Genomic DNA, 19,121 nt, shown 5'->3' on the forward strand with positions numbered 1-19,121 from the left:
GTCGCCGCTGGACGTCGCCCCCATCCGGCTACCGCACTTTAATCCGCGTACTGACCTGCGGCCTCGATGATCGGCTTCCAGCGGGCGATTTCTGTCTCCAACTTGGCTTTCAGCGCGGCTGGCGTCGCGTCCGCCTCATCCGACGGCTTGGTGCCGAGTTCGGCAAAACGCTTTGCGACATTCTCGTCCTTCAGCGCCAACTGCAGCGACTTCGACAGGCGGTCGTTGATCTCGGCCGGCGTACCCTTCGGCGTGTAGATGCCGTGCCAGATGCCGACGGTCATGCTTTCATAGCCCGCTTCCTTCACGGTCGGCAGGTCCTTGAAGATGTCGAGGCGCTCAGGCGAGGTGACGGCGTAAGCCTTAATGGTGCCGCCCTGGATCTGCTTCGTCGTATTGGTGGTCTGGTCGCACATGATATCGACCTGGCCGCCGAGAAGATCGGTCATCGCCGGGCCGGTGCCCTTGTAAGGCACGGTGACGAGCGGCGTGTCGATGGCGCTCATGAACAGCATGCCGCAGAGATGCGAAGCGGCGCCGATGCCGGCATTGGCAACCGTTACCTTGTCGGCATTGGCCTTGGCATATTCGACGAGACCCTTGAGGTCGGTCGCTTCCATGTCCTTGCGGGCGACGACGGTCATCGGCACGTCGGTGACGAGGCCGACATAATCGAAGGCATTCAGCGTGTCATAGGCAAGCTTGCGGTAGAGCGTGGCACTGGTCGCCATGCCGATATGATGGAGCAGCACGGTATAGCCGTCCGCTTCCGCGGCAGCCACGCGACCGGCGCCGAGCGTGCCGCCGGCACCGCCGACGTTTTCGACGACGATCTGTTGGCCGAGATCCTTCGACATGGATTCGGCGACGAGACGGGCAACCGTATCCGTCGGGCCGCCGGCCGCGAACGGCACGACCATGGTGATCTGGCGCTCGGGATAGGTCTGCGCGCCAGCCTGTGCCGAAAAGAGCGACAGGGCGGCAAGCGCGGTTGCGCCGAGAACGGCGTTCAGAAGCTTCATGTTTTCCTCCTCGGGACATAAATGTCAGCCGGCGCGGTCTCCTCCTGCGCCTTGTGGGGACATTTGCGAGCCCCCGGGAACCCTGGCAATCGGCCCGCACTTGCAACCCATGAGATAATATCGCGCTCGCATCGCAGCATGGGTGGATTAGGGGACAAGCAGCATCCACCATGGGTGGAAATCCACCCATGGATCGGGAAGCAAAGGTGTTTCACAGCAGGATGGGCGCTCAGAATATGAACAAGGAATAGAGCGCAACGATGATGCCAGCCCCTGCGATATACGCCATCCGCCAGTTTGCGGCAAAAACCCGAACGAACATGAACAGCAGAAGCTGCACCAACACCAAAGCCCCAAATTGTCCGTAGAAAACCTCGATCAGATGTCCCCGGTCGCGGTCTTCGGGCAAATATCTAAACTCCATGCGCACGGCGCCGCATAGCGTCAAGACAAGCGTGCTCGCGGTGACAAGGGCGAATGGCTTCCAAAAGCCGTGTCTGGCTGGGCCATCGTGCTTCCGCCACCATTGTGCGACCTCTGCGACGTAAAAACCAATGACCGGTGACATGCAGGCGACAAGCAAGATCGCAGCGCGCTGGGGGCCGGGCCTGCCGGACAATACCGCGGAGCGCGAGAGACGCGTAAGCCAGACCAGATGAGCCGCAACCGTTGCCGATACGAGGATCAAGATGATCGCAGCCGTCAGCACGACGGCCTGTGCGTCGAAATACATTTCCTGCTCCATCCGGCCAAGTGTTTGCGCAACACGTCAATTGCCGCACTGCCTCGATGCGCCCTCGACCGCGCTGACGATGCCACATTCGGCGACGCTCGCACGACGCCCCTAAGCCAAAACGGGCACTGCAAGAGCATGATCATCGATCACAAGAGCCAGGCGCTCTCGAAAACCTATATTACCTGGCTTCTGCCATGGTCACCGCTCACCCCGTCGACACCGAGTATCTTCTTGTCCAGCCCATACTTCTGCATCTTCTCGTACAACGTCTTGCGAGAGATCCCGAGGGCTTCGTAAACGGGCTTCAACGCACCACCATGGGCGGCGATTTCGCCGGCGATGAGATTGCGTTCAAAGGCGGCGACCTTTTCCGCGAGGCGACCGGTGTTATCCTGAGCTGCGGTCCCCGGTTCTCCCGTGCCCGGATCGAGGCCAAGAACCAGCCGATCGGCGGCGTTGCGCAGCTCGCGGACGTTGCCAGGCCAATCGCGCTGGGCGATGGACGATACGACATCCGGCGGCACGATCATGTCCTCGCGGCCATAGCGGGCGGCGGCTTCACGGACGAGCTGCAGGAAGAGCAGCGGGATATCGGTGCGCCGTTGCGACAGCGACGGGACATGCAGCGTCGCGACATTCAGACGGTAGAGGAGATCGGCGCGGAAACGCCCGGCCGCCACCTCGGCTTCCAGATCCACCTTGCTGGTGGCGATAAAGCGGACGTCGAGCGGTACCGTCTCGTTCGATCCAAGACGGGTGATCACCCGCTCCTGCAACACGCGCAGGAATTTGGCCTGCAGGTCGAAGGGCATGGAGCTGATCTCGTCGAGCAGGATCGTCCCGCCCCGCGCATGCTCGAATTTTCCGTAGCGGGGGCGGATCGCACCGGGGAACGCGCCCGCTTCATGGCCGAAAAGCTCGCTTTCGATCAGTGTCTCGGGAAGTGCCGCGCAATTGATGGCGATAAACGGCCGGTCGGCCCGTGGGCTGATCTCGTGCAGCGCGCGGGCCGCTACCTCCTTGCCGACGCCGGTGTCGCCGATCACCAACGTATCCGCATCCGTCGCACCGATCGCGCGGATCCGGTAGCGCAGGTCGACCATCACCTGCGTGCGGCCGGGCATGCGCGCCTCCATGTCGTCCCGCTTGCCGGCGACGGCCCGCAGGCGCCGGTTTTCCAGGATCAGCGAACGCCGCTCCAGCGCCCGGCGGATGACGCCGGCAAGATGCTGCGGCGTGAACGGCTTTTCGAGAAAATCATAGGCGCCCTCGCGCATCGCCTTCACCGCCAGCTGCACGTCGCCATGGCCGGTGACGAGGATGACCGGGATTTCCGCATCGAGCTCGCGGATGCGATGCAGCAACGTCATGCCGTCGAGCCCCGGCATGCGGATATCGCTGACGATGACGCCATCGAAGCCGAAGCCGGACAGTTCCAGCACGTTTTCCGCATTCGGGAACGTGTCGACGGCAAGGTCGAAGAGTTCCAGTGCCTGGGCAGTGGAGCGCCTGAGCTCCTCCTCGTCATCGACCAGAAGCACCCGTTGCTGGTTCATTCGGCAGCCTCCATCAGCGCGCCGTCGGCCTGGTCGAGCTCGATGGTGAACACCGCGCCGCCCTCCGGATGATCGGTGACGGATAGGCTGCCGCCGAAATCCTTGACGATGTTGTAGGAGATCGACAACCCGAGACCCAGCCCCTTGCCGACACCCTTGGTGGTGAAGAACGGGTCGAAGATACGTTCGCGAATGGCCGCCGCCACGCCCGGCCCGCGATCGCGGATGACGATCAGGACCTTCTCGCCGACACCGGATGCCGTGACATCGATGCGCCGATCCTTCAGCCCTTCGACGGCATCCGCCGCATTGGTGACGATGTTGACCAGCACCTGCTGCAGCCGGATCGCGCCGGCCATGACCGGCGGCAGCGATGGTTCGACGGAGATTTCCAGGGATGCATCGGCAGCCTTCAGCCGGGCCGAGACGATGTCGATCGTATCCCGGATGACATCCTCGACGCTGACGGCACCAAGTTTTTCGTTCGGCTTGCGGGCAAAGTTGCGCAGGTGCTTGCTGATCGACGCCATCCTATCGATCAGCGCCGAGATACGCCTCAGATTGTCGCCGGCCTCGTCGATCCGGTCGCGCTCGATCAGCAGGCCAGCTGTCTCCGCATAGGTCTTGGCGGCCGCCAGCGGTTGGTTCAGTTCGTGGGAAAGTGCCGCCGACATCTGACCGAGACCGGCGAGCTTGCCGGCCTGCACGAGATCCGCCTGGGTCTGGCGCAGTCGCTGTTCGGTGAGGCGTCGTTCGGCGATCTCGTCCTCGATGCGGCTGTTGACCCGGGCAAGATCGGCGGTGCGCTCCGCCACCCGCCGCTCCAGCTCGTTCTGCGCTTCGGCCTGCAGGAGCATGCGCTCCTTCAGCCGCGCCCGCCGCTGCAGGACGATCGCGAGTGCAAGGCCCGCAAGGCAGATGGCGAGAAAGACGGCTGCCATCGTCGTCTGCGCCTGCCAGCGCACCGAGGCCGTATCCATCAGCACGTTCACCGTCCAGCCGGCCATCGGCATGGCCTGCGAGACGAAGAGATATTCCCGCTCGCTACCGCTGCCACGCTGGGAGGCGTTCGAGATCAGCATCGTCTCGTGGCCGGCAAAGGTGCCATAGGTGAGCGGCAATTCGTGCAGTTTCACGTCCGCATAGCGCCTGGAGGCTTCGGTGCGGGCAATGCGATCCGATGTCAGCGGCAGGATGGCGGCGAAGCGCCATTCGTCGCTGCCGGTCATGAAGATGATGCCTTCCGGATCGGACACGAAGATGCGGTCGTCACCGCCGGTCCAGGACGCCTCGATCGTATCGAGATCGACCTTGAAGACGATGACGCCGAGGATCTTTCCATCCATCACGATCGGCGAACTGAAATAATAACCGCGCTTGGCAGACGTCGTGCCGACGGCGAAGAAACGCGACTGCTCACCCCGTGCGGCCTCCTGGAAATAGGGCCGGTAGCTGAAATTCTCGCCGACGAAGCTGACGGCGGAATCGTAGTTGCTGGCGGCAACCGTCTCGCCATCCATCGTCATCACGTAGATATCGGAGGATTTCAGCAGCGCGTTGACCGCTTTCAGATACTGGTTAGCGGCAAGCATCAAGGTCTCGTTGCCGGGATCGCGGATCAGCACCTCGATGATCTCGTCATCGGCGGTCAGTGCCGGCAGCGCCTCATAGCGCTTCAGATGTCCGTCCAGCGCCGAAACCGCCAGCCTCAGCGTCGTCTCCGCCTGCAGCCGCGCCTCGTCCATATAGCTGCGCGCAACATAGCCATGCAGCCTGAAAGCCAGCACAAGGCCGACCGCCAGAGACAGAACGAAGACTGCCGCAATACGATGCTTCACGTCCGAAGGGCTCCTCCTCCTCGACCAAAGGTAGCGCATTCTACGGACACACGGAGATTTTGCTACTGGGTAATGTCGGCAACTGACAGCCACCCCCATGGCTCTTGGAAACGCAGCCCGGCCGATCTACATTGAAATCAGATCTCATCTACATAGGAGATGACCGTGGCAATTAATGTCAACAATCCTGAAGCAGACGAGTTGACCCGGAAGTTTGCCGAGATGGAGGGCGTCGGCATTACCGACGCGATCGTCATCGCCATGCGCGAGGCGATCACCCGCCGGACGCAAGCCGAGACGCCGATGCAGACGGCCGCCAGGCTGCGCGAAAGCCACGGCATCAAGCTTAGTAAAACGGCTCGCAAGCCCCTGCCCCGCGCAGCCTATGACGAGCTATGGGACAAGACCTGATGTTCGTCGATGCCAGCGCCATAGTCGCTCTTCTCTCCGATGAGCCGGAAGCACAACGTGTTTCCGATGCGGTTGCATCGGCGAGATCGCCGTTCACGTCACCAGTCGCGCTGCTTGAATGTGTGCTGAGCCTCGCGCGTCAGGACAAGTTCAATTTGCCCGTCCCGGCTGTCGAACCTATCGTGATGCAGTTTCTGCAAGCGCGCAGCATCGAGGTTCGCGACCTTCCACCTGCGGCCGAGGTGACACGGTTGGCGCTGCTCGCCGCAGACCGCTATCGCAGCGGCCGTCACGGCCTCAATCTCGGCGACTGCCTGCACTATGCCTGCGCCAAGTTTTACAACGCGTCCGTCCTCGCGACTGCCGATGAGTTTCGCGCCACCGACCTGCAGACAGTTCCTTAAGGCGCGGCCAATACCTTATGGCCTAAAGACGCATCACGCACGGTGTGATATCGCTTCGAACGGCAATTATTGAGGGTGGCCGCGTTGCGCGGTGAAGGGGTTGTTTTATGGTTTCCTTGCTCGCGCTTTTCATCGGCGTCGTCTCCGGCCTTCGCGCCATGACGGCACCGGCCGTTGTCGCCTGGGCCGCCTCGCTCGGCTGGCTCGACCTGACCGGAACGTGGCTCGAATTTCTCGGATCCAAATGGGCAGTGCTGATCCTGACCATCTTCGCCTTTCTTGAACTGGTGACCGACAAGCTGCCGACGACACCGAGCCGTAAGATACCGCAGCAGTTCGGTGCACGCCTTCTGACGGGTGCCGTCGCCGGTGCCGCGATCGGCACACCCTATGGCTACTGGATCGCCGGCCTCGTCTCCGGCATTCTCGGCGCCGTCATCGGCACCTATGGCGGCGCGGCGGCGCGGGCAAAGCTAGCCGACATCTTCGCCAAGGACACGCCGGCCGCTTTCATCGAGGATGCGGTCGCCATCGTCGCCGCCATCGTCATCGTGCTGCTCCTGCCGGGAGCACCGACGGTATGAGAACGTTCGACGCGATCATCATCGGTGCCGGCCAGGCCGGACCATCGCTTGCCGGCCGGTTCAACGATGCGGGCAAGAAGGTCGCCATCATCGAACGCAAGCATGTCGGCGGTACCTGCGTGAATACCGGCTGCAAGCCGACCAAGACGCTGGTCGCCAGCGCCTATGCCGCCCACCTTGCCCGCCGCGCATCGGAATACGGCGTCGGCATCGGCGGTAACGTAACGATCGACATGCCCGCCGTCATGCGCCGCTCGCACAAGGTGACGCTCGACAGCCGCCACGGCAACGAGCACTGGCTGGAGGGCATGAAGCATTGCGAGCTGATCCGCGGCCATGCCCGGTTCGAAAGCAGCAATGTCATCCGCGTTGGCGACGAGCTGCTGACCGCACCGCAGATCTTTCTCAATGTCGGTTGCCGCGCCACCATTCCGGATTTCGCCGGTGTCGGCGACATTCCCTATATGACGAACGCGGATATCGTCATGCTGGACCGCCTGCCGAAACATCTGGTCGTCATCGGCGGCAGCTATATCGGGCTTGAATATGCGCAGATGTATCGCCGCTTCGGCGCGGAGGTAACGGTCGTCGAAAAAGGTCCACGGCTGGTCGGGCGCGAGGACGAGGATATTTCCGCCGCGGTGCGCGAGATCCTCGAGACCGAGGGCATCCATATTCGTACGAATGCCGAATGCATCCGCTTTGCCAAGCATGCGGACGGCATCGCCGTCGGCGTCAATTGCGACGAAGGCGATCCGGAAGTCATCGGCTCCGACGTGCTGCTCGCGGTCGGCCGACGCCCCAACACGGACGATCTCGGGCTGGACAAGGCCGGCGTCGAACTGGACGAACGCGGTTTCATCAAGACGGACGACGGGCTTGCCACCAATGTCGAGGGCATATGGGCGCTCGGCGACTGCAACGGCCGCGGCGCCTTCACCCACACGGCCTATAACGACTTCGAGATCGTCGCCGCCAACCTCTTCGACAGAGAGGACCGCAAGGTCTCGCAGCGGCTTCTCGGCTACGCGCTGTTTATTGATCCGCCGCTCGGCCGTGTCGGTATGGGCGAAGCGGAAGCACGCAAGGCCGGCCACGACGTCCTCGTCGGCAAGAGACCGATGACCAATGTCGGCCGGGCTGTCGAAAAGGGCGAGACTCAGGGCTTCATGAAGATCATCGCTGACGCCAGGACGAAGAAGATCCTCGGTGCGGCACTGCTCGGCACCGGCGGGGACGAAGCTATCCACGGCGTTCTCGATCTGATGAATGTCGGTGCGAACTATGATGATCTGCGCTGGGCGGTGCCGATTCATCCAACAGTTTCAGAACTTTGGCCGACCGTCGTGTTATCGATGAGATAGCCGAGCATGTGTCCTGTTTCGGGCTTTGATAGAATTTTAGGGATCTCCTAGTTATATTAGAAAGCTCTTTCTTGTACGAACGGGCTGATTGGCCTGTTCATGATGGAAACAGATGTGCGGTTTTGCTGGCTTCGTAGGTGAGGCATGTGGCGTCGAAGGCCGCCAAGCCCTTTGTCGGCGATGGCGCACGCGATCGAACATCGCGGGCCTGACGGCCGCGGCATATGGGCGGCACCCGGCATCGGGCTGTCCCATGTGCGGCTTTCGATCGTCGGCCTGTCTGACGGCCAGCAGCCCATGTCGACCGCCGACGGCCGCTACACGATCGCCTTCAACGGCGAGATCTTCAACTACGTTGAACTGCGCGACGAACTGAAGGCGCGCGGCATCGCCTTCCACACCGGTTCCGACACCGAAGTGCTACTGCAGCTTTACGCCACCCATGGCGAAGCCTGCCTGGAGCGGCTGAACGGCGATTTCTCCTTCGCGATCTGGGACGGCTATGAACGACGGCTGATGCTGGCGCGCGACCGCATGGGCGTGCGGCCGCTCTTCTACACCGAGCATCAGGGCACGCTCTACTTCGCCTCGGAAGTGAAAGCCCTGCTCACCGTGCCCGGCATCGAGGCGGAACTCGATCCGATCGCACTCGACCAGATCTTCACGCTCTGGGCACCGATCGCCCCCGCACCGCCTTCCGCAACATCTTCGAGCTCGAGCCTGGCCAGATGCTGGTCCGCCAAGGCGGCGAGAACCGACTGAGTTACTACTGGACGCTAGATTTCCCCGATGCGGACGATAGTGGTCCGGCGGACGGTTCTAATCATCAGGAAGAGCTACGGGCACTGCTGACCGATGCGGTACGGCTGCGCATGCGCGCCGACGTCCCGGTCGGCTCCTACCTTTCGGGCGGGCTCGATTCCTCGCTGATCACGGCACTCGCCGCACCGATAGCGCCGGGCGGGCTCAACACCTTTTCCGTCACCTTCGACAGCGTCGAACATGACGAGAGCAGTTTTCAGCACCAGGTCGCGGCCGCGATCGGTACGCATCACCGCTCGATCGCCTCGACGCCGGATGCGATTGCCGCAAGCTTTCCCGATATCGTCAATTTCGCCGAACGGCCGATCCTCAGAACCGCGCCCGCACCGCTTTACACGCTGGCCGGGCTGGTGCGTGAAAGCGGCATGAAGGTCGTGCTGACCGGCGAAGGTGCAGACGAAATCTTTGCGGGCTACGACATTTTTCGCGAGGCAAAGGTGCGTCGTTTCTGCGCCCGCCAGCCGGGCTCGAAGATCAGGCCGCATCTCTTCCGCAAGCTCTATCCCTATCTCCCGGGACTTAAGCAGCAGTCGGCGGAATATCTCTCCGCCTTCTTCAGCGCCGGCGCGATCGATCCTGCCGATCTGCTCTTCTCCCATCGCCCGCGGATGAAGAATACGGCTGCGGCAAAGATCTTCTATTCGACCGACCTCAGGCAGACACTGGGCGACTACGACGCGGCGCAGGAGCTTGCCGCCCGCCTGCCGGAACGCTTCGGCCGCTGGCATCCTTTGCATCAGGCGCAATATCTCGAGGCCCGCCTGCTGCTGCCGGGTTACATCCTCTCCAGCCAAGGCGACCGGATGGCCATGGCGCATGGCGTGGAGGGACGTTTCCCCTTCCTCGACCACCGCCTCGTCGAGTTCGCCTGCCGGCTGTCGCCCGACGCCAAGCTCCGCGGACTGCGCGAGAAGCATATCCTGCGCGAGGCCGGAAAGGATCTTCTGCCCAAAAGCGTGACCGAGCGACAAAAACAGCCCTATCGCGCACCGGACAGCGGCTCGTTCACCGGTCCGAACAGACAAGAACAACCCTATGTCGCCGAGATGTTTTCGGAACGGGCTATCACCACGGCCGGGCTGTTCAACCCGCTCGCCGTATCGAAACTTCACAGCAAATGCCGGGCGCAGGATGTCGCCGGCTTCCGTGACAACGCCGCCTTTGTCGGCATCCTCTCCACCCAGCTCTGGGTGGACCGTTTCATAACCAGACATGCCGATACGGCTCATGATGAGCCGGCAATGATCGCGAAGGGCCATCCATGACGCCACTCCCTCGCCGCTTCCCGAAACCGCGAAGCCTTCTGCCCATGGTGATGTCCTATGCGGCATCGGGCGGAAGCCTGATCGTCAGTTCGGCAGCACAGCTGGCGACCTTCGCCATTCTGGCGCGCTTTCTCGGCGTGCACGAATTCAGTCTCTTCGTCGCCGTTACCGCCATTTCCTCGATCGCGGTGCATCTCTGCGGCCTCGGCGCGACCGAATGCCTGGTCAGGCGCGTCGCGCGCGATCACGACATGTATCCCGACATGCTCGGCCACAACATGATCCTGATCGCAATAAGCGGCATCGCTCTGGTCGTCATCGGCTCGATTATTCTGCCGTTTTTCCTCAACGCCACGACCGATGATCCGATCAGCGAGTTCGAGATCATCGTCATGCTGGTGACAAATATCGTGCTTCTGCGCTGCATCCTGTTCACAGAACAGGTTTTCATCGCCTTCTCGAATTTCCGCTTCGCCAACATGATCGTCATGGGCTTTGCGTTGATGCGCACCGCCTCGGCTGTACTTGCCTGCCTCGTCTTCGGCGTCGAGACGCTGTCCGGCTGGATCCTCTGGCAGTTCGCGGCGCACGCGATCATGCTGGCCTTCTGCGTCAAGGCGCTGCTGCCATTCAGCCAGCCCCGCTTCCGTCTCGTGCGGGAAGAACTGAAGCTCGGCATGTTCTTCAGCATCCCCTACATTCTCAAGGCTGCGCGGCAGAACGCAGACCTTCTGGTGCTGAGCGTTGTCGCGAGTGCCGAGGTCATGTCGAGCTACAGCGTTGCCCGCCGCATCATCGAGAGCAGCTATCTCTCCGTCGATGCACTGAACCGGATCGTCTACCCTGGAACAGCCAAGATCGCCGAGGACGGCTTACACCACGCGGCGAAGCGGGTAACCCGCATTCTCGGCGCGGCCTTCGCGATCAGCGTCGGAGCAGCCGTCGCCGTCTACATATTGGCGCCGATCCTGCCCTATCTCTTCGGCACGCAATATCTGTCGCTGGTCTCGTTTGTCCGCATTCTCTGCTGGGTCGTGATCCCGGTCGGCGTCTATGCCATAGCGGTGGAAGCGCTCGGCGCCGCAGGCCATCAAGGCCCGCGCGCGGCCGTGCTGGGCGCCGGCAGCCTGCTTGGCGCGGGGCTGGCCGCTTGGGCAACTTGGTACGCGCCGCCGACGGGGACTTTCATCTCCTATTACGTGATTGAGCTGCTGATGGCCGTCGCGGCCTGGACGGTCTATTTTCGCTATGTCGAGAAGGACCGTGCCCGTCCGCTGGCGGAGCCGGCCACGGTGCGATGAGGCCCAGAAGATGTGCACAACCTTGTGCCGGATCAGCCGGTTAACCCAAAATTCATGCGGCGGAACGCATATTAGCGATTGGGAGTTTTCGTCGTCATGGCTGCTCCAACCCATATCCCCTAACAGCTGGAGGTGTTGATGTACCGGCCGCGGGAGCCCGATAGCCAACGACCGACGCAGAGTGAACCGGCGTCCGTGCACCATCGCACGGCGGAAACCGCCGGCACGCGCCATCGCCATGGCAGCTCCCTGCTCGATCATCTCGACGCCCCACAGCAGACATCACAGGACGAGCGCAGGCATCGGATCGATGAGGCTGCAGATCCATATGGTGCCGCGCCGCATGCCGCTGAGCCACCGCCAGCCACCACGTCGCCGGCACAGCATGCCTCCCCCGCTCGGGATCGGGTTTACCGCGAGGCCGCACCCGCGGCTGCAACTCCGCGCCAGTCGGTGATCGACGCGCAGATCAAGAGCCTGTCGCAGATCGGCATCGGCGATGTGTTCACCTGGTTGCGCCGCAAGCTCGCCCTGATCATTGCCATGACAGTGCTCGGTGTCATCGCAGCCTTTCTCTATGCGACGATGACCACGCCGCGCTACACGGTCTATACCGACATTATGGTCGACCCGCAGAACCTCAACGTCGTTTCCGATGACGTCTTTGCGGCCAATCCCCAGCGCGATTCCCAGTTGCTGGAAGTCGAAAGCAAGCTTCGGGTTCTGACCTCGCGCAATGTTCTGAATAAGGTCATCCAGGATCTCAATCTCACCGAGGATCCGGAATTCAACAAGCCGTCCGCTTTCGGCAATCTGTTCGGATCGCCCACGCAGGCCACGCCGGAAGAAAAAGAGCTTTCCGTATTGCGCGAGCTTGGTGATCGCATCACCGCCGGTCGCGAGGAGCGCTCCTTCGTCGTAACGCTCGCGGTCTGGAGTTCCGATCCGGAAAAATCCGTCCAATTGTCGGAAGCGATCGTTCGTGCCTTTGAATCCGAACTCTTCATTTCATCGTCCGACAGTGCCGGCCGGCTCGCCGCCGACATCAACAGCCGGCTGGACGAGTTGCGCATGTCGGTGACCGATGCCGAAGAAAAGGTCGAGCAGTTCAAACGCCAGAACAACATCCAGGAATCCAGCACCGGGGAGCTCGCGAGCAGCCGTATTTCCAGCGCGCTCGATACCCAGGTGCTCGATGCCCAGCAGCGCGTCTTTCAAGCCCAGTCGCGCTACGACCAGATGCGCTCGGCGGTTGCCGATCGCCGGACGGCGACCGCGACGATTTTCGATTCCACTGGAATGCAGACGCTGCGTACGAGCTACAACACGCTGCAGCAGCAGATCGGTGCGCTGAGCCGCACCTACGGTGCCCGTCATCCGCGTCTGATTGCCCTGCAGTCGGAAGAGGCCGCCGTCGAAAATGCCATCGCAGCAGAAGCGAACCGTATTCTCGAAACGGCAAAAACCGAGGCCGACGAAGCCCGCTCGACCCTGTCGCAGCTTCGCGGCCGGGCGGATGCAGAGCGTTCGACGGTGTTCAACGACAACGATGCGCAGGTCAGGCTGCGTGAACTGGAGCGCGACGCGCGCGCAAGGGCTGCCGTCTACGAGACCTATCTCTCGCGCACGCGCCAGATCAACGAGCGCCAGCAAATCAATGCCACCAATGTGCGGGTGATCTCGCCTCCGGTACCGCCGAAAAGCAAGAGCTGGCCGCCGCGCACGGTGATCCTGCTTGCCGGCGGCGCCTTCGGAGGCTTTGCGCTCGGCACGGCATTGGCGCTGGCACTGGGCCTTTCCGGCCACCTGCGCGACGCACGCCGGCGTTACTACGCCTTCGAACCAAGATACGCCTGAGGGACGCCATGGCAGTCGCGACGGCCGATGACATAAACGCACCTGCCGCCGGCCGGAACGTCATCGGTCCGTGCCTGTTCATGGCCGTCTTCCTCTTCTACTGGGTGACCACGAACCCTTATGTCGATCTTACGGGAACGGCAGTGCTGGATCCGTCTGCCGGTGCCTCCAGCAGCATCAACCAGATCGTCACGATCGGGCTGACGCTCTCGTTGATGGTCTATGGCTTCACGCATCCGATGCGATCGATCATCCTGCAGCCGAGATTGCTTCTCGCTGCTCTCTTTCCTGGTTCTTCATCGTCGCGCTCCTATCCAATTATCCGATGCAGAGCGCCAAGACGATCGTGCTTGCCATCCTGACTGTCATGAACGCCTCGATCTTCCTGCTCCTGCCCTCGTCGGAGCGGCAGTTCGGCAAGCTGGTGGCGATCGGCACGCTGATCATGCTCGGCTTTGCGTATTATGGCGTGATCTTCAAGCCGCTCGTTGCCATCCACCAGGCGTCAGAGCTGCGCGAGCCGATGAATGCCGGCTTCTGGCGTGGCCACTTCACCCACAAGAACGCCGCGGCCGGCGCCATGGTGATGGCCGCCTTCTTCGGCTTCTTCGTCATGCGTGTCTGGTCACGCTTTCTCGGGATCGTGATCATCTGCCTCGCCTGGTTCTTTCTTATCCACACCGGCGGCAAGACGGCCTCCGCGATGCTGCCGGCGGTGCTCGTCATTTCCTGGTTCTTCGAGCGCTATCGCGCGCTGCGCATTCCGATTGCGCTCGGCGGCGTTGCGGCTTTCAATCTGCTCGCGGTTGGCTCGGCGGTCATCCCGCCGTTCCGCGAACTGGTGAACAGTTTCGGCGTCGATCCCACATTTACCAACCGCGCCGACATCTGGCGCTTTGCCTTTACTGCGATCGAGGACAACCCGATCATCGGCTACGGGATGAAGGCCTTTTGGCAGACGCGTGAACTCGTCTACAGCAACAATTCGATCGAGACCTGGGCAGTCGAGGCATATAACGCCCATAACTCCTTCATCGACATCTGGCTGCTGACAGGCCTGCCGGGCCTGATCATGACGCTGTTCTTCGTTCTTTTCATGCCGTTGAAAAGCCTGATGCGGAAGGACGGCGCACCCGAGGGGCAATCCCATATCACCAGGCTCTTCGTCAGGGTCTGGCTTTACACGCTTTACAATGCAGGCCTGGAATCCGTCTTTTTCGATAGCGGCAGCTATCAGTGGTTCAGTTTCGCCGTCGCACTCTACGCGTTCCGGCTTCAGAAGTTCGATCTGGTGACCGATGCGGCACCCAAGCAGGGAAACCCCACTCGTGTCTGACATAAGCGAACGCCTGAGCAGCATCGTCGACCGCCTGAGCAACAGGCTGATCTGGGATCTCGCCAGCCCGTCGCGCAGGGTGGAGACCGATCGCCCCATCGTCACCTTCACCTTCGACGACGTGCCCGATACGGCCTTGACCAATGGCGCGGCCATTCTGGAGAAATACGATGCCCGTGGTACGTTCTATATCGCCGGCGGTCTGGAAGGCGTCGTCGAACCGGACCGGCAGCTGATCGACCGCGAAGGCTGTCGTGATCTCTTCACCCGCGGACACGAGATCGGCTGCCACACCTTTACCCATGACCGGATCCGCACGTACGGCTCCTCTCTGGGCAAAGACATCGACCGGAACGTCGAATACCTGAAACAGGCTGGCGTTTCCCGCCGGCCGACCAATTTCGCCTTTCCTTACAATTCGGCCTGGCCGCTGTCCCGAGGCGAACTCGGACGCCGTTATGTCAGCTGCCGTGGGGCTGGCGAAGCGATCAATCGCGGTGATGTCGACCGAATGATGGTCAAGGCGGTCGAGATCCGCCAGCCGGAGGACCATGCGCGCAGCCTGACGCGCTGGATCGATGACGTCGCGCAGGATCCGGGCTGGCTGGTCTTCTTCACCCACGACATTGCGGATGTGCCGACGCCCTATGGCTGCACGCCGGCGACCTTCGAGGCGCTTGTCCGCCACGCCAGGGAAAGCGGCTGCGAAATCATGACCGTCGATGCCGCGACCCGCGCGCTCGGCTGGACGGGATCGGCCCAATGAACGCATCCGCCGGGGTGACCGGGACGCGTCGCCTGCTCAACATCAACAACTATTTCTACCGCCGCGGCGGCGCCGAAGCCGTGTTCTTCGACCATACGGCCCTGTTCGAGGAAGCGGGCTGGGACGTCGTGCCCTTCGCCATGCAGCACGAACAGAACCTGCCCTCGCCCTGGTCGGACTATTTCGTCACCGAGATCGAATACGGGCGCGACATCGGCCTGCGCGACAAGGTCGTGCAGGCGGCGAAGGTGATATACTCCTTCGAGGCACAAAGGAGCTGGAGCGGCTGATCGACAAGGCGCGACCCAGCATCGCCCATGCCCACAACATCTACCACCACCTCTCGCCCGCCGTCTTCCAGACGCTGAAGAAAGCCGGCATTCCTACGGTCATGACCGCCCATGACCTGAAGCTCGCCTGTCCAGCCTACAAGATGCTGCGCGACGGCAAGGTCTGCGAGGAATGCAAGGGCGGCCGCATCCACAACGTCATGGTCCATCGCTGCATCAAGGGATCGCTTCCCTGAGCGGCGTGGTCTTTGCCGAGACGCTTCTCCACAAGACGCTCGGCACCTACCGCAACAAGGTCGACCGCTTCGTCGTGCCGAGCCGTTTCTACCGCGAGAAGCTGGTCGAATGGGGCTGGCCACGGGAAAAGCTCGTCCATATTCCGAACTTCGTCGATGTCGCGTCGTTTTCGACCGATTGGGTGGAAGGCGACTATTTCGTTTTCGCCGGCAGGCTCGCACCTGAAAAAGGTGTGGACACGCTGATCCGCGCCGCCGCCACGTCGGGACAGAAACTCATCATCGCCGGTACCGGACCGGAAGAGGTGAGGCTGAAGAAACTGGCCGACGATCTCAAGGCGGATGCGACCTTTACCGGCCATCTTTCCGGCGAAAACCTCTTCCGCCTGATCGGCCAGTCGCAGGCGCTGGTCCTGCCGTCCGAATGGTACGAAAACGCGCCGATCAGCGTCCTGGAAGCCTATGCGCTGGGCCGCCCGGTCATCGGCAGCGACATCGGCGGCATTCCCGAACTTATCCGGCCCGGCGAGACAGGCGAGACCGCAGCCCCCGCCTCGCCGGACAGCCTTGCCGAGGCACTTGTCCGCATGGGTGAGCGATCCGCAGCCCAACGCACCGTAATGGGCAAGGCCGGACGCCAATGGGTGGCCGAGAACTTCTCCAGCTCCTCTATCGAGAGCGAATGACGGCGCTCTACACCGAGCTGATCTGACGCCGATTTCGCATCTGGATTGGTGCCGGAATTTTGCTCACCCCACAGAAAAATGGCCTGAAACTATACAGGATCATTAAAATTTTAGCATTCCCTGTAGTAAGTTTGGAAGGTTCCGTGTTTAAGACTTCACTTAAGAAATGATTTCTTGGTGCGGCTGATGAACAAGAAGACGGAATCCGGCGCAAAGGCGGATCGGCTGGCCGGCCGGTCCCGACTTTTTGCCAGGCGGCCTGCGAGCGGAACTTCCGCTCTTCCTCAGGATCGTATCCTCCCGGTGGAGGAACCGACCGGTCCAGCCCAGACGCGATATAGTTTGAGTTTTCCGCCAAGCCTTTCCCCCGGCCTTCCGGATATCGTGCCCTCCCATGAGCTTGGAGCAGACCGAGACGTCGCTCGCCACCGCGTATTGATGATTGGCCTGCGCGGCGTGCCCAACATTCAGGGCGGGGTCGAGAAGCATGTCGAGATGCTCGCTCAGGAATTGGTTCTGTCCGGATGGGACGTCGAGGTCGTCGGCCGCAGCCGGTATTTGTCGAAACAACCGATTACCGCATGGCGCGGCGTCCGCATCACGTCATTGTGGGCGCCTTCTTCCGCCTCGACGGAAGCCTTCTTCCACACGTTTTTTAGTGTTGTCTACGCGGCGTTCAAGCGACCCGACATCGTCCACATCCACGCGGTCGGCCCGGGGCTCTTCGCCCCCTGGCACGCCTTTTCGGATTGCGCGTCGTCGTCACCCATCACGGCTATGACTACGACCGCGAGAAATGGAACGGTTTTGCAAAGTCGCTGCTGAAGCTTGGGGAGCGACTGGCCATGCGCTTTTCCAATGGCAGCATCGCCGTGTCGCGCGAAGTGACCGAAACGATGCAAATTCGATACGGCAGCAAGGTCGCCCACATCCCGAACGGTGTGACCGTGCGTCAGGCACCGATCGCCGGCCCTATTCTCGAACGCTTTGGGCTGCGCCGCCGCCGCTATATCGTGCTGGTTGCCCGGTTCGTTCCCGAAAAGCGGCAGCTTGACCTGATCCAGGCCTATGCACGCCTTGGTCAGTCCGAATGGAAACTTGCGCTGATCGGCGGAGCCGACCATCGCGATACGGGCTATGCGAAACAGGTGGAGACCGTGGCCGCCAATGTGGATGGTGTGGTTCTGACCGGTTTCCAGAGCGGCGACGACCTTGCAACCCTGTTTTCCCAGGCCGGTCTGTTCGTTCTCCCATCCAGTCACGAAGGCATGCCCATCGCCCTTCTCGAAGCGCTCGGCTACGGCCTGCCGGTCCTCGCAAGCGACATTCCCGCCAACCACGAGGTGGATCTGCCGCCCGAAGACTATTTTCCGACCGGCGATATCGACGCCCTGGCTGCCGCTCTGCGCTGCAAGATGGATGCTCCGTACGAAGCTGAGCGAGCGGTCTCCCGCATTCGCGATATCGAGCAGACCTATGCGTGGCCCTCGATCAGCCGTGACACGATCGCGGTCTACCGCAACGCCATGAAGTCACCAAAGGGAAGGTCCACACCATGACGGTATCCATCGTCATCAAGACCCTCAACGAGGAGAAGAACATTGCCCGGACGATCGAGTTCGCCCTGGCAGCGCTGCCGGAGGGACAAGGCGAGGTCATCGTCGCCGATAGCGGCTCCCGCGACCGGACGGTGACAATCGCCTCGGGCTATCCGGTGCAGATCGTCCAGATCACCGCACCGGCGCGACCAAGCTGCGGCCTCGGTCCGCAGCTCGGCTACCAATATGCCCAGCACGAATATGTCTGCCTGATCGACGGCGACATGGATCTCGACCCGGAATTTCTGCTGGAAGCAATTGCCTTCCTCGAACGGCATCCCCGCACGGCCGGCGTCACCGGCCACGTCCAGGAGATGATGCTGGACAATCTCGAATATACCCGTCGTGTCCAGCGCAATGCGCCGGAAAACCGCATCGGCTCCATCGACCGGATGAATGGCGGTGGCCTCTATCGCCGCCGAGCAATCGAGAACATCGGCTACATGACCGACCGCAACCTGCATGGCTACGAGGAATTCGACCTCGGCATCCGCCTGCGCGACGGCGGCTGGAAGCTGCACAGGCTCGACCGCCGCTTCGTCAGCCACTACGGCCACAACGTCAATTCCTACAGACTGCTCGTCCGGCGCTGGAAATCGAAATACCTGTTCGGCATCGGCGAGCTGCTGAGGGCGGCGACCGGCAAGCCGTATTTCTACCGCATGCTGCGCGAACTGCCGGAGCTGAGGCTCTGGGCCGTCGTCTGGGCATGGATCATCTTTTCCCTGGTGATCATGCTGGCAGTCCCCGGTCTACTCTTGCCCTTGGGCATCGTCGTCGGCATCTTCTGCGCCGTGGTCGCTCTGATGTCCCATCGCAAGCGCAGCGTCTCGCTCGGTCTCTATACCGTGGTGGCCTGGTTCTTCCATGCAGTAGCTGTTCCGGTAGGATATTTGAGACCACGCCGAAACCCGCGATCCTGGATCGAGAGTCGCCCCGTCGGAGAACCGGATGAAGAACTTAGCGCTCAGCCTGACAACGCTTCTGGCCCTGACATGGTCGGCACAGGGCGCGCATCCGGCTGACTGGCTTCCCGTCCGAGAAATCTC

Annotated in this window: 15 protein-coding genes and 3 pseudogenes; 14 read left to right on the top strand and 4 right to left on the bottom strand. The window is 61.9% G+C overall.

Going from position 1 to position 19,121, the window contains the following annotated elements; translation table 11 throughout:
* Nucleotides 1–38: 38 nt before the first annotated feature.
* The 4 genes from N7E02_RS10800 to N7E02_RS10815 all read right to left on the bottom strand — a co-directional run bounded on the left by N7E02_RS10800 (nucleotide 39) and on the right by N7E02_RS10815 (nucleotide 5,152).
* Nucleotides 39–1,022, bottom strand: coding sequence for a tripartite tricarboxylate transporter substrate-binding protein (locus N7E02_RS10800; protein ID WP_286581914.1), 984 nt, complete (start codon nucleotides 1,020–1,022; stop codon nucleotides 39–41).
* Nucleotides 1,023–1,251: 229 nt separating this feature from the next.
* Entirely contained in the window at nucleotides 1,252–1,755 is a 504-nt protein-coding gene (locus N7E02_RS10805; RefSeq protein ID WP_286581915.1) for a hypothetical protein, read from the bottom strand.
* A 176-nt stretch (nucleotides 1,756–1,931) separates the two neighbouring features.
* Nucleotides 1,932–3,314, bottom strand: a complete 1,383-nt coding sequence (locus N7E02_RS10810; protein WP_286581916.1) for a sigma-54-dependent transcriptional regulator — start codon at nucleotides 3,312–3,314, stop codon at nucleotides 1,932–1,934.
* Complete coding sequence (locus tag N7E02_RS10815; RefSeq protein WP_374730686.1) at nucleotides 3,311–5,152, bottom strand: sensor histidine kinase; 1,842 nt, start codon at nucleotides 5,150–5,152, stop codon at nucleotides 3,311–3,313. The genes N7E02_RS10810 and N7E02_RS10815 overlap by 4 nt, the downstream gene beginning before the upstream one ends.
* Before the next feature lie 165 nt (nucleotides 5,153–5,317).
* Here N7E02_RS10815 and N7E02_RS10820 point away from each other — a divergent pair, with 165 nt between their 5' ends.
* The 14 genes and pseudogenes from N7E02_RS10820 (at nucleotide 5,318) to N7E02_RS10890 (ending at nucleotide 19,097) form a co-directional block, all read left to right on the top strand.
* Nucleotides 5,318–5,563, top strand: a complete 246-nt coding sequence (locus N7E02_RS10820) for a type II toxin-antitoxin system VapB family antitoxin (RefSeq protein WP_286581917.1) — start codon at nucleotides 5,318–5,320, stop codon at nucleotides 5,561–5,563.
* The gene (locus tag N7E02_RS10825; protein WP_286581918.1) at nucleotides 5,563–5,967 is read left to right on the top strand and encodes a type II toxin-antitoxin system VapC family toxin; all 405 of its coding nucleotides are present in this window, start codon (nucleotides 5,563–5,565) and stop codon (nucleotides 5,965–5,967) included. The genes N7E02_RS10820 and N7E02_RS10825 overlap by 1 nt, the downstream gene beginning before the upstream one ends.
* A gap of 107 nt (nucleotides 5,968–6,074) precedes the next feature.
* The gene (locus N7E02_RS10830; protein ID WP_286581919.1) at nucleotides 6,075–6,551 is read left to right on the top strand and encodes a DUF4126 family protein; all 477 of its coding nucleotides are present in this window, start codon (nucleotides 6,075–6,077) and stop codon (nucleotides 6,549–6,551) included.
* Nucleotides 6,548–7,915, top strand: a complete 1,368-nt coding sequence (locus N7E02_RS10835) for an FAD-containing oxidoreductase (protein WP_286581920.1) — start codon at nucleotides 6,548–6,550, stop codon at nucleotides 7,913–7,915. Before N7E02_RS10830 ends, N7E02_RS10835 begins: the two co-directional genes overlap by 4 nt.
* 112 nt (nucleotides 7,916–8,027) lie before the next feature.
* Nucleotides 8,028–10,002 (top strand): annotated as a pseudogene (gene asnB / locus N7E02_RS10845) (asparagine synthase (glutamine-hydrolyzing)).
* Complete coding sequence (locus tag N7E02_RS10850) at nucleotides 9,999–11,303, top strand: lipopolysaccharide biosynthesis protein (RefSeq protein ID WP_286581922.1); 1,305 nt, start codon at nucleotides 9,999–10,001, stop codon at nucleotides 11,301–11,303. Before asnB ends, N7E02_RS10850 begins: the two are co-directional and overlap by 4 nt.
* 138 nt (nucleotides 11,304–11,441) lie before the next feature.
* Nucleotides 11,442–13,160 (top strand): GumC family protein, encoded by a 1,719-nt coding sequence (locus tag N7E02_RS10855; RefSeq protein WP_374730687.1) that lies wholly within the window; start codon nucleotides 11,442–11,444, stop codon nucleotides 13,158–13,160.
* A gap of 8 nt (nucleotides 13,161–13,168) precedes the next feature.
* Nucleotides 13,169–13,522 (top strand): hypothetical protein, encoded by a 354-nt coding sequence (locus N7E02_RS10860; RefSeq protein WP_286581924.1) that lies wholly within the window; start codon nucleotides 13,169–13,171, stop codon nucleotides 13,520–13,522.
* Nucleotides 13,486–14,496, top strand: coding sequence for an O-antigen ligase family protein (locus N7E02_RS10865; protein WP_286581925.1), 1,011 nt, complete (start codon nucleotides 13,486–13,488; stop codon nucleotides 14,494–14,496). The genes N7E02_RS10860 and N7E02_RS10865 overlap by 37 nt, the downstream gene beginning before the upstream one ends.
* Before the next feature lies 1 nt (nucleotide 14,497).
* Complete coding sequence (locus N7E02_RS10870) at nucleotides 14,498–15,262, top strand: polysaccharide deacetylase family protein (RefSeq protein ID WP_286583767.1); 765 nt, start codon at nucleotides 14,498–14,500, stop codon at nucleotides 15,260–15,262.
* Between the two features lie 14 nt (nucleotides 15,263–15,276).
* Nucleotides 15,277–16,500 (top strand): annotated as a pseudogene (locus N7E02_RS10875) (glycosyltransferase family 4 protein).
* Nucleotides 16,501–16,969: 469 nt separating this feature from the next.
* A pseudogene (locus N7E02_RS10880) lies at nucleotides 16,970–17,364 on the top strand (glycosyltransferase); the annotation flags it as partial.
* Nucleotides 17,365–17,370: 6 nt separating this feature from the next.
* Nucleotides 17,371–18,033, top strand: a complete 663-nt coding sequence (locus N7E02_RS10885) for a glycosyltransferase family 4 protein (RefSeq protein ID WP_286583769.1) — start codon at nucleotides 17,371–17,373, stop codon at nucleotides 18,031–18,033.
* Entirely contained in the window at nucleotides 18,030–19,097 is a 1,068-nt protein-coding gene (locus N7E02_RS10890) for a glycosyltransferase family 2 protein (protein ID WP_286581926.1), read from the top strand. The genes N7E02_RS10885 and N7E02_RS10890 overlap by 4 nt, the downstream gene beginning before the upstream one ends.
* Nucleotides 19,098–19,121 lie beyond the last annotated feature (24 nt).

Origin of the sequence: Terrirhizobium terrae (assembly GCF_030323265.1) — a bacterium.
In the GTDB taxonomy this organism is placed as follows: domain Bacteria; phylum Pseudomonadota; class Alphaproteobacteria; order Rhizobiales; family Rhizobiaceae; genus Neorhizobium.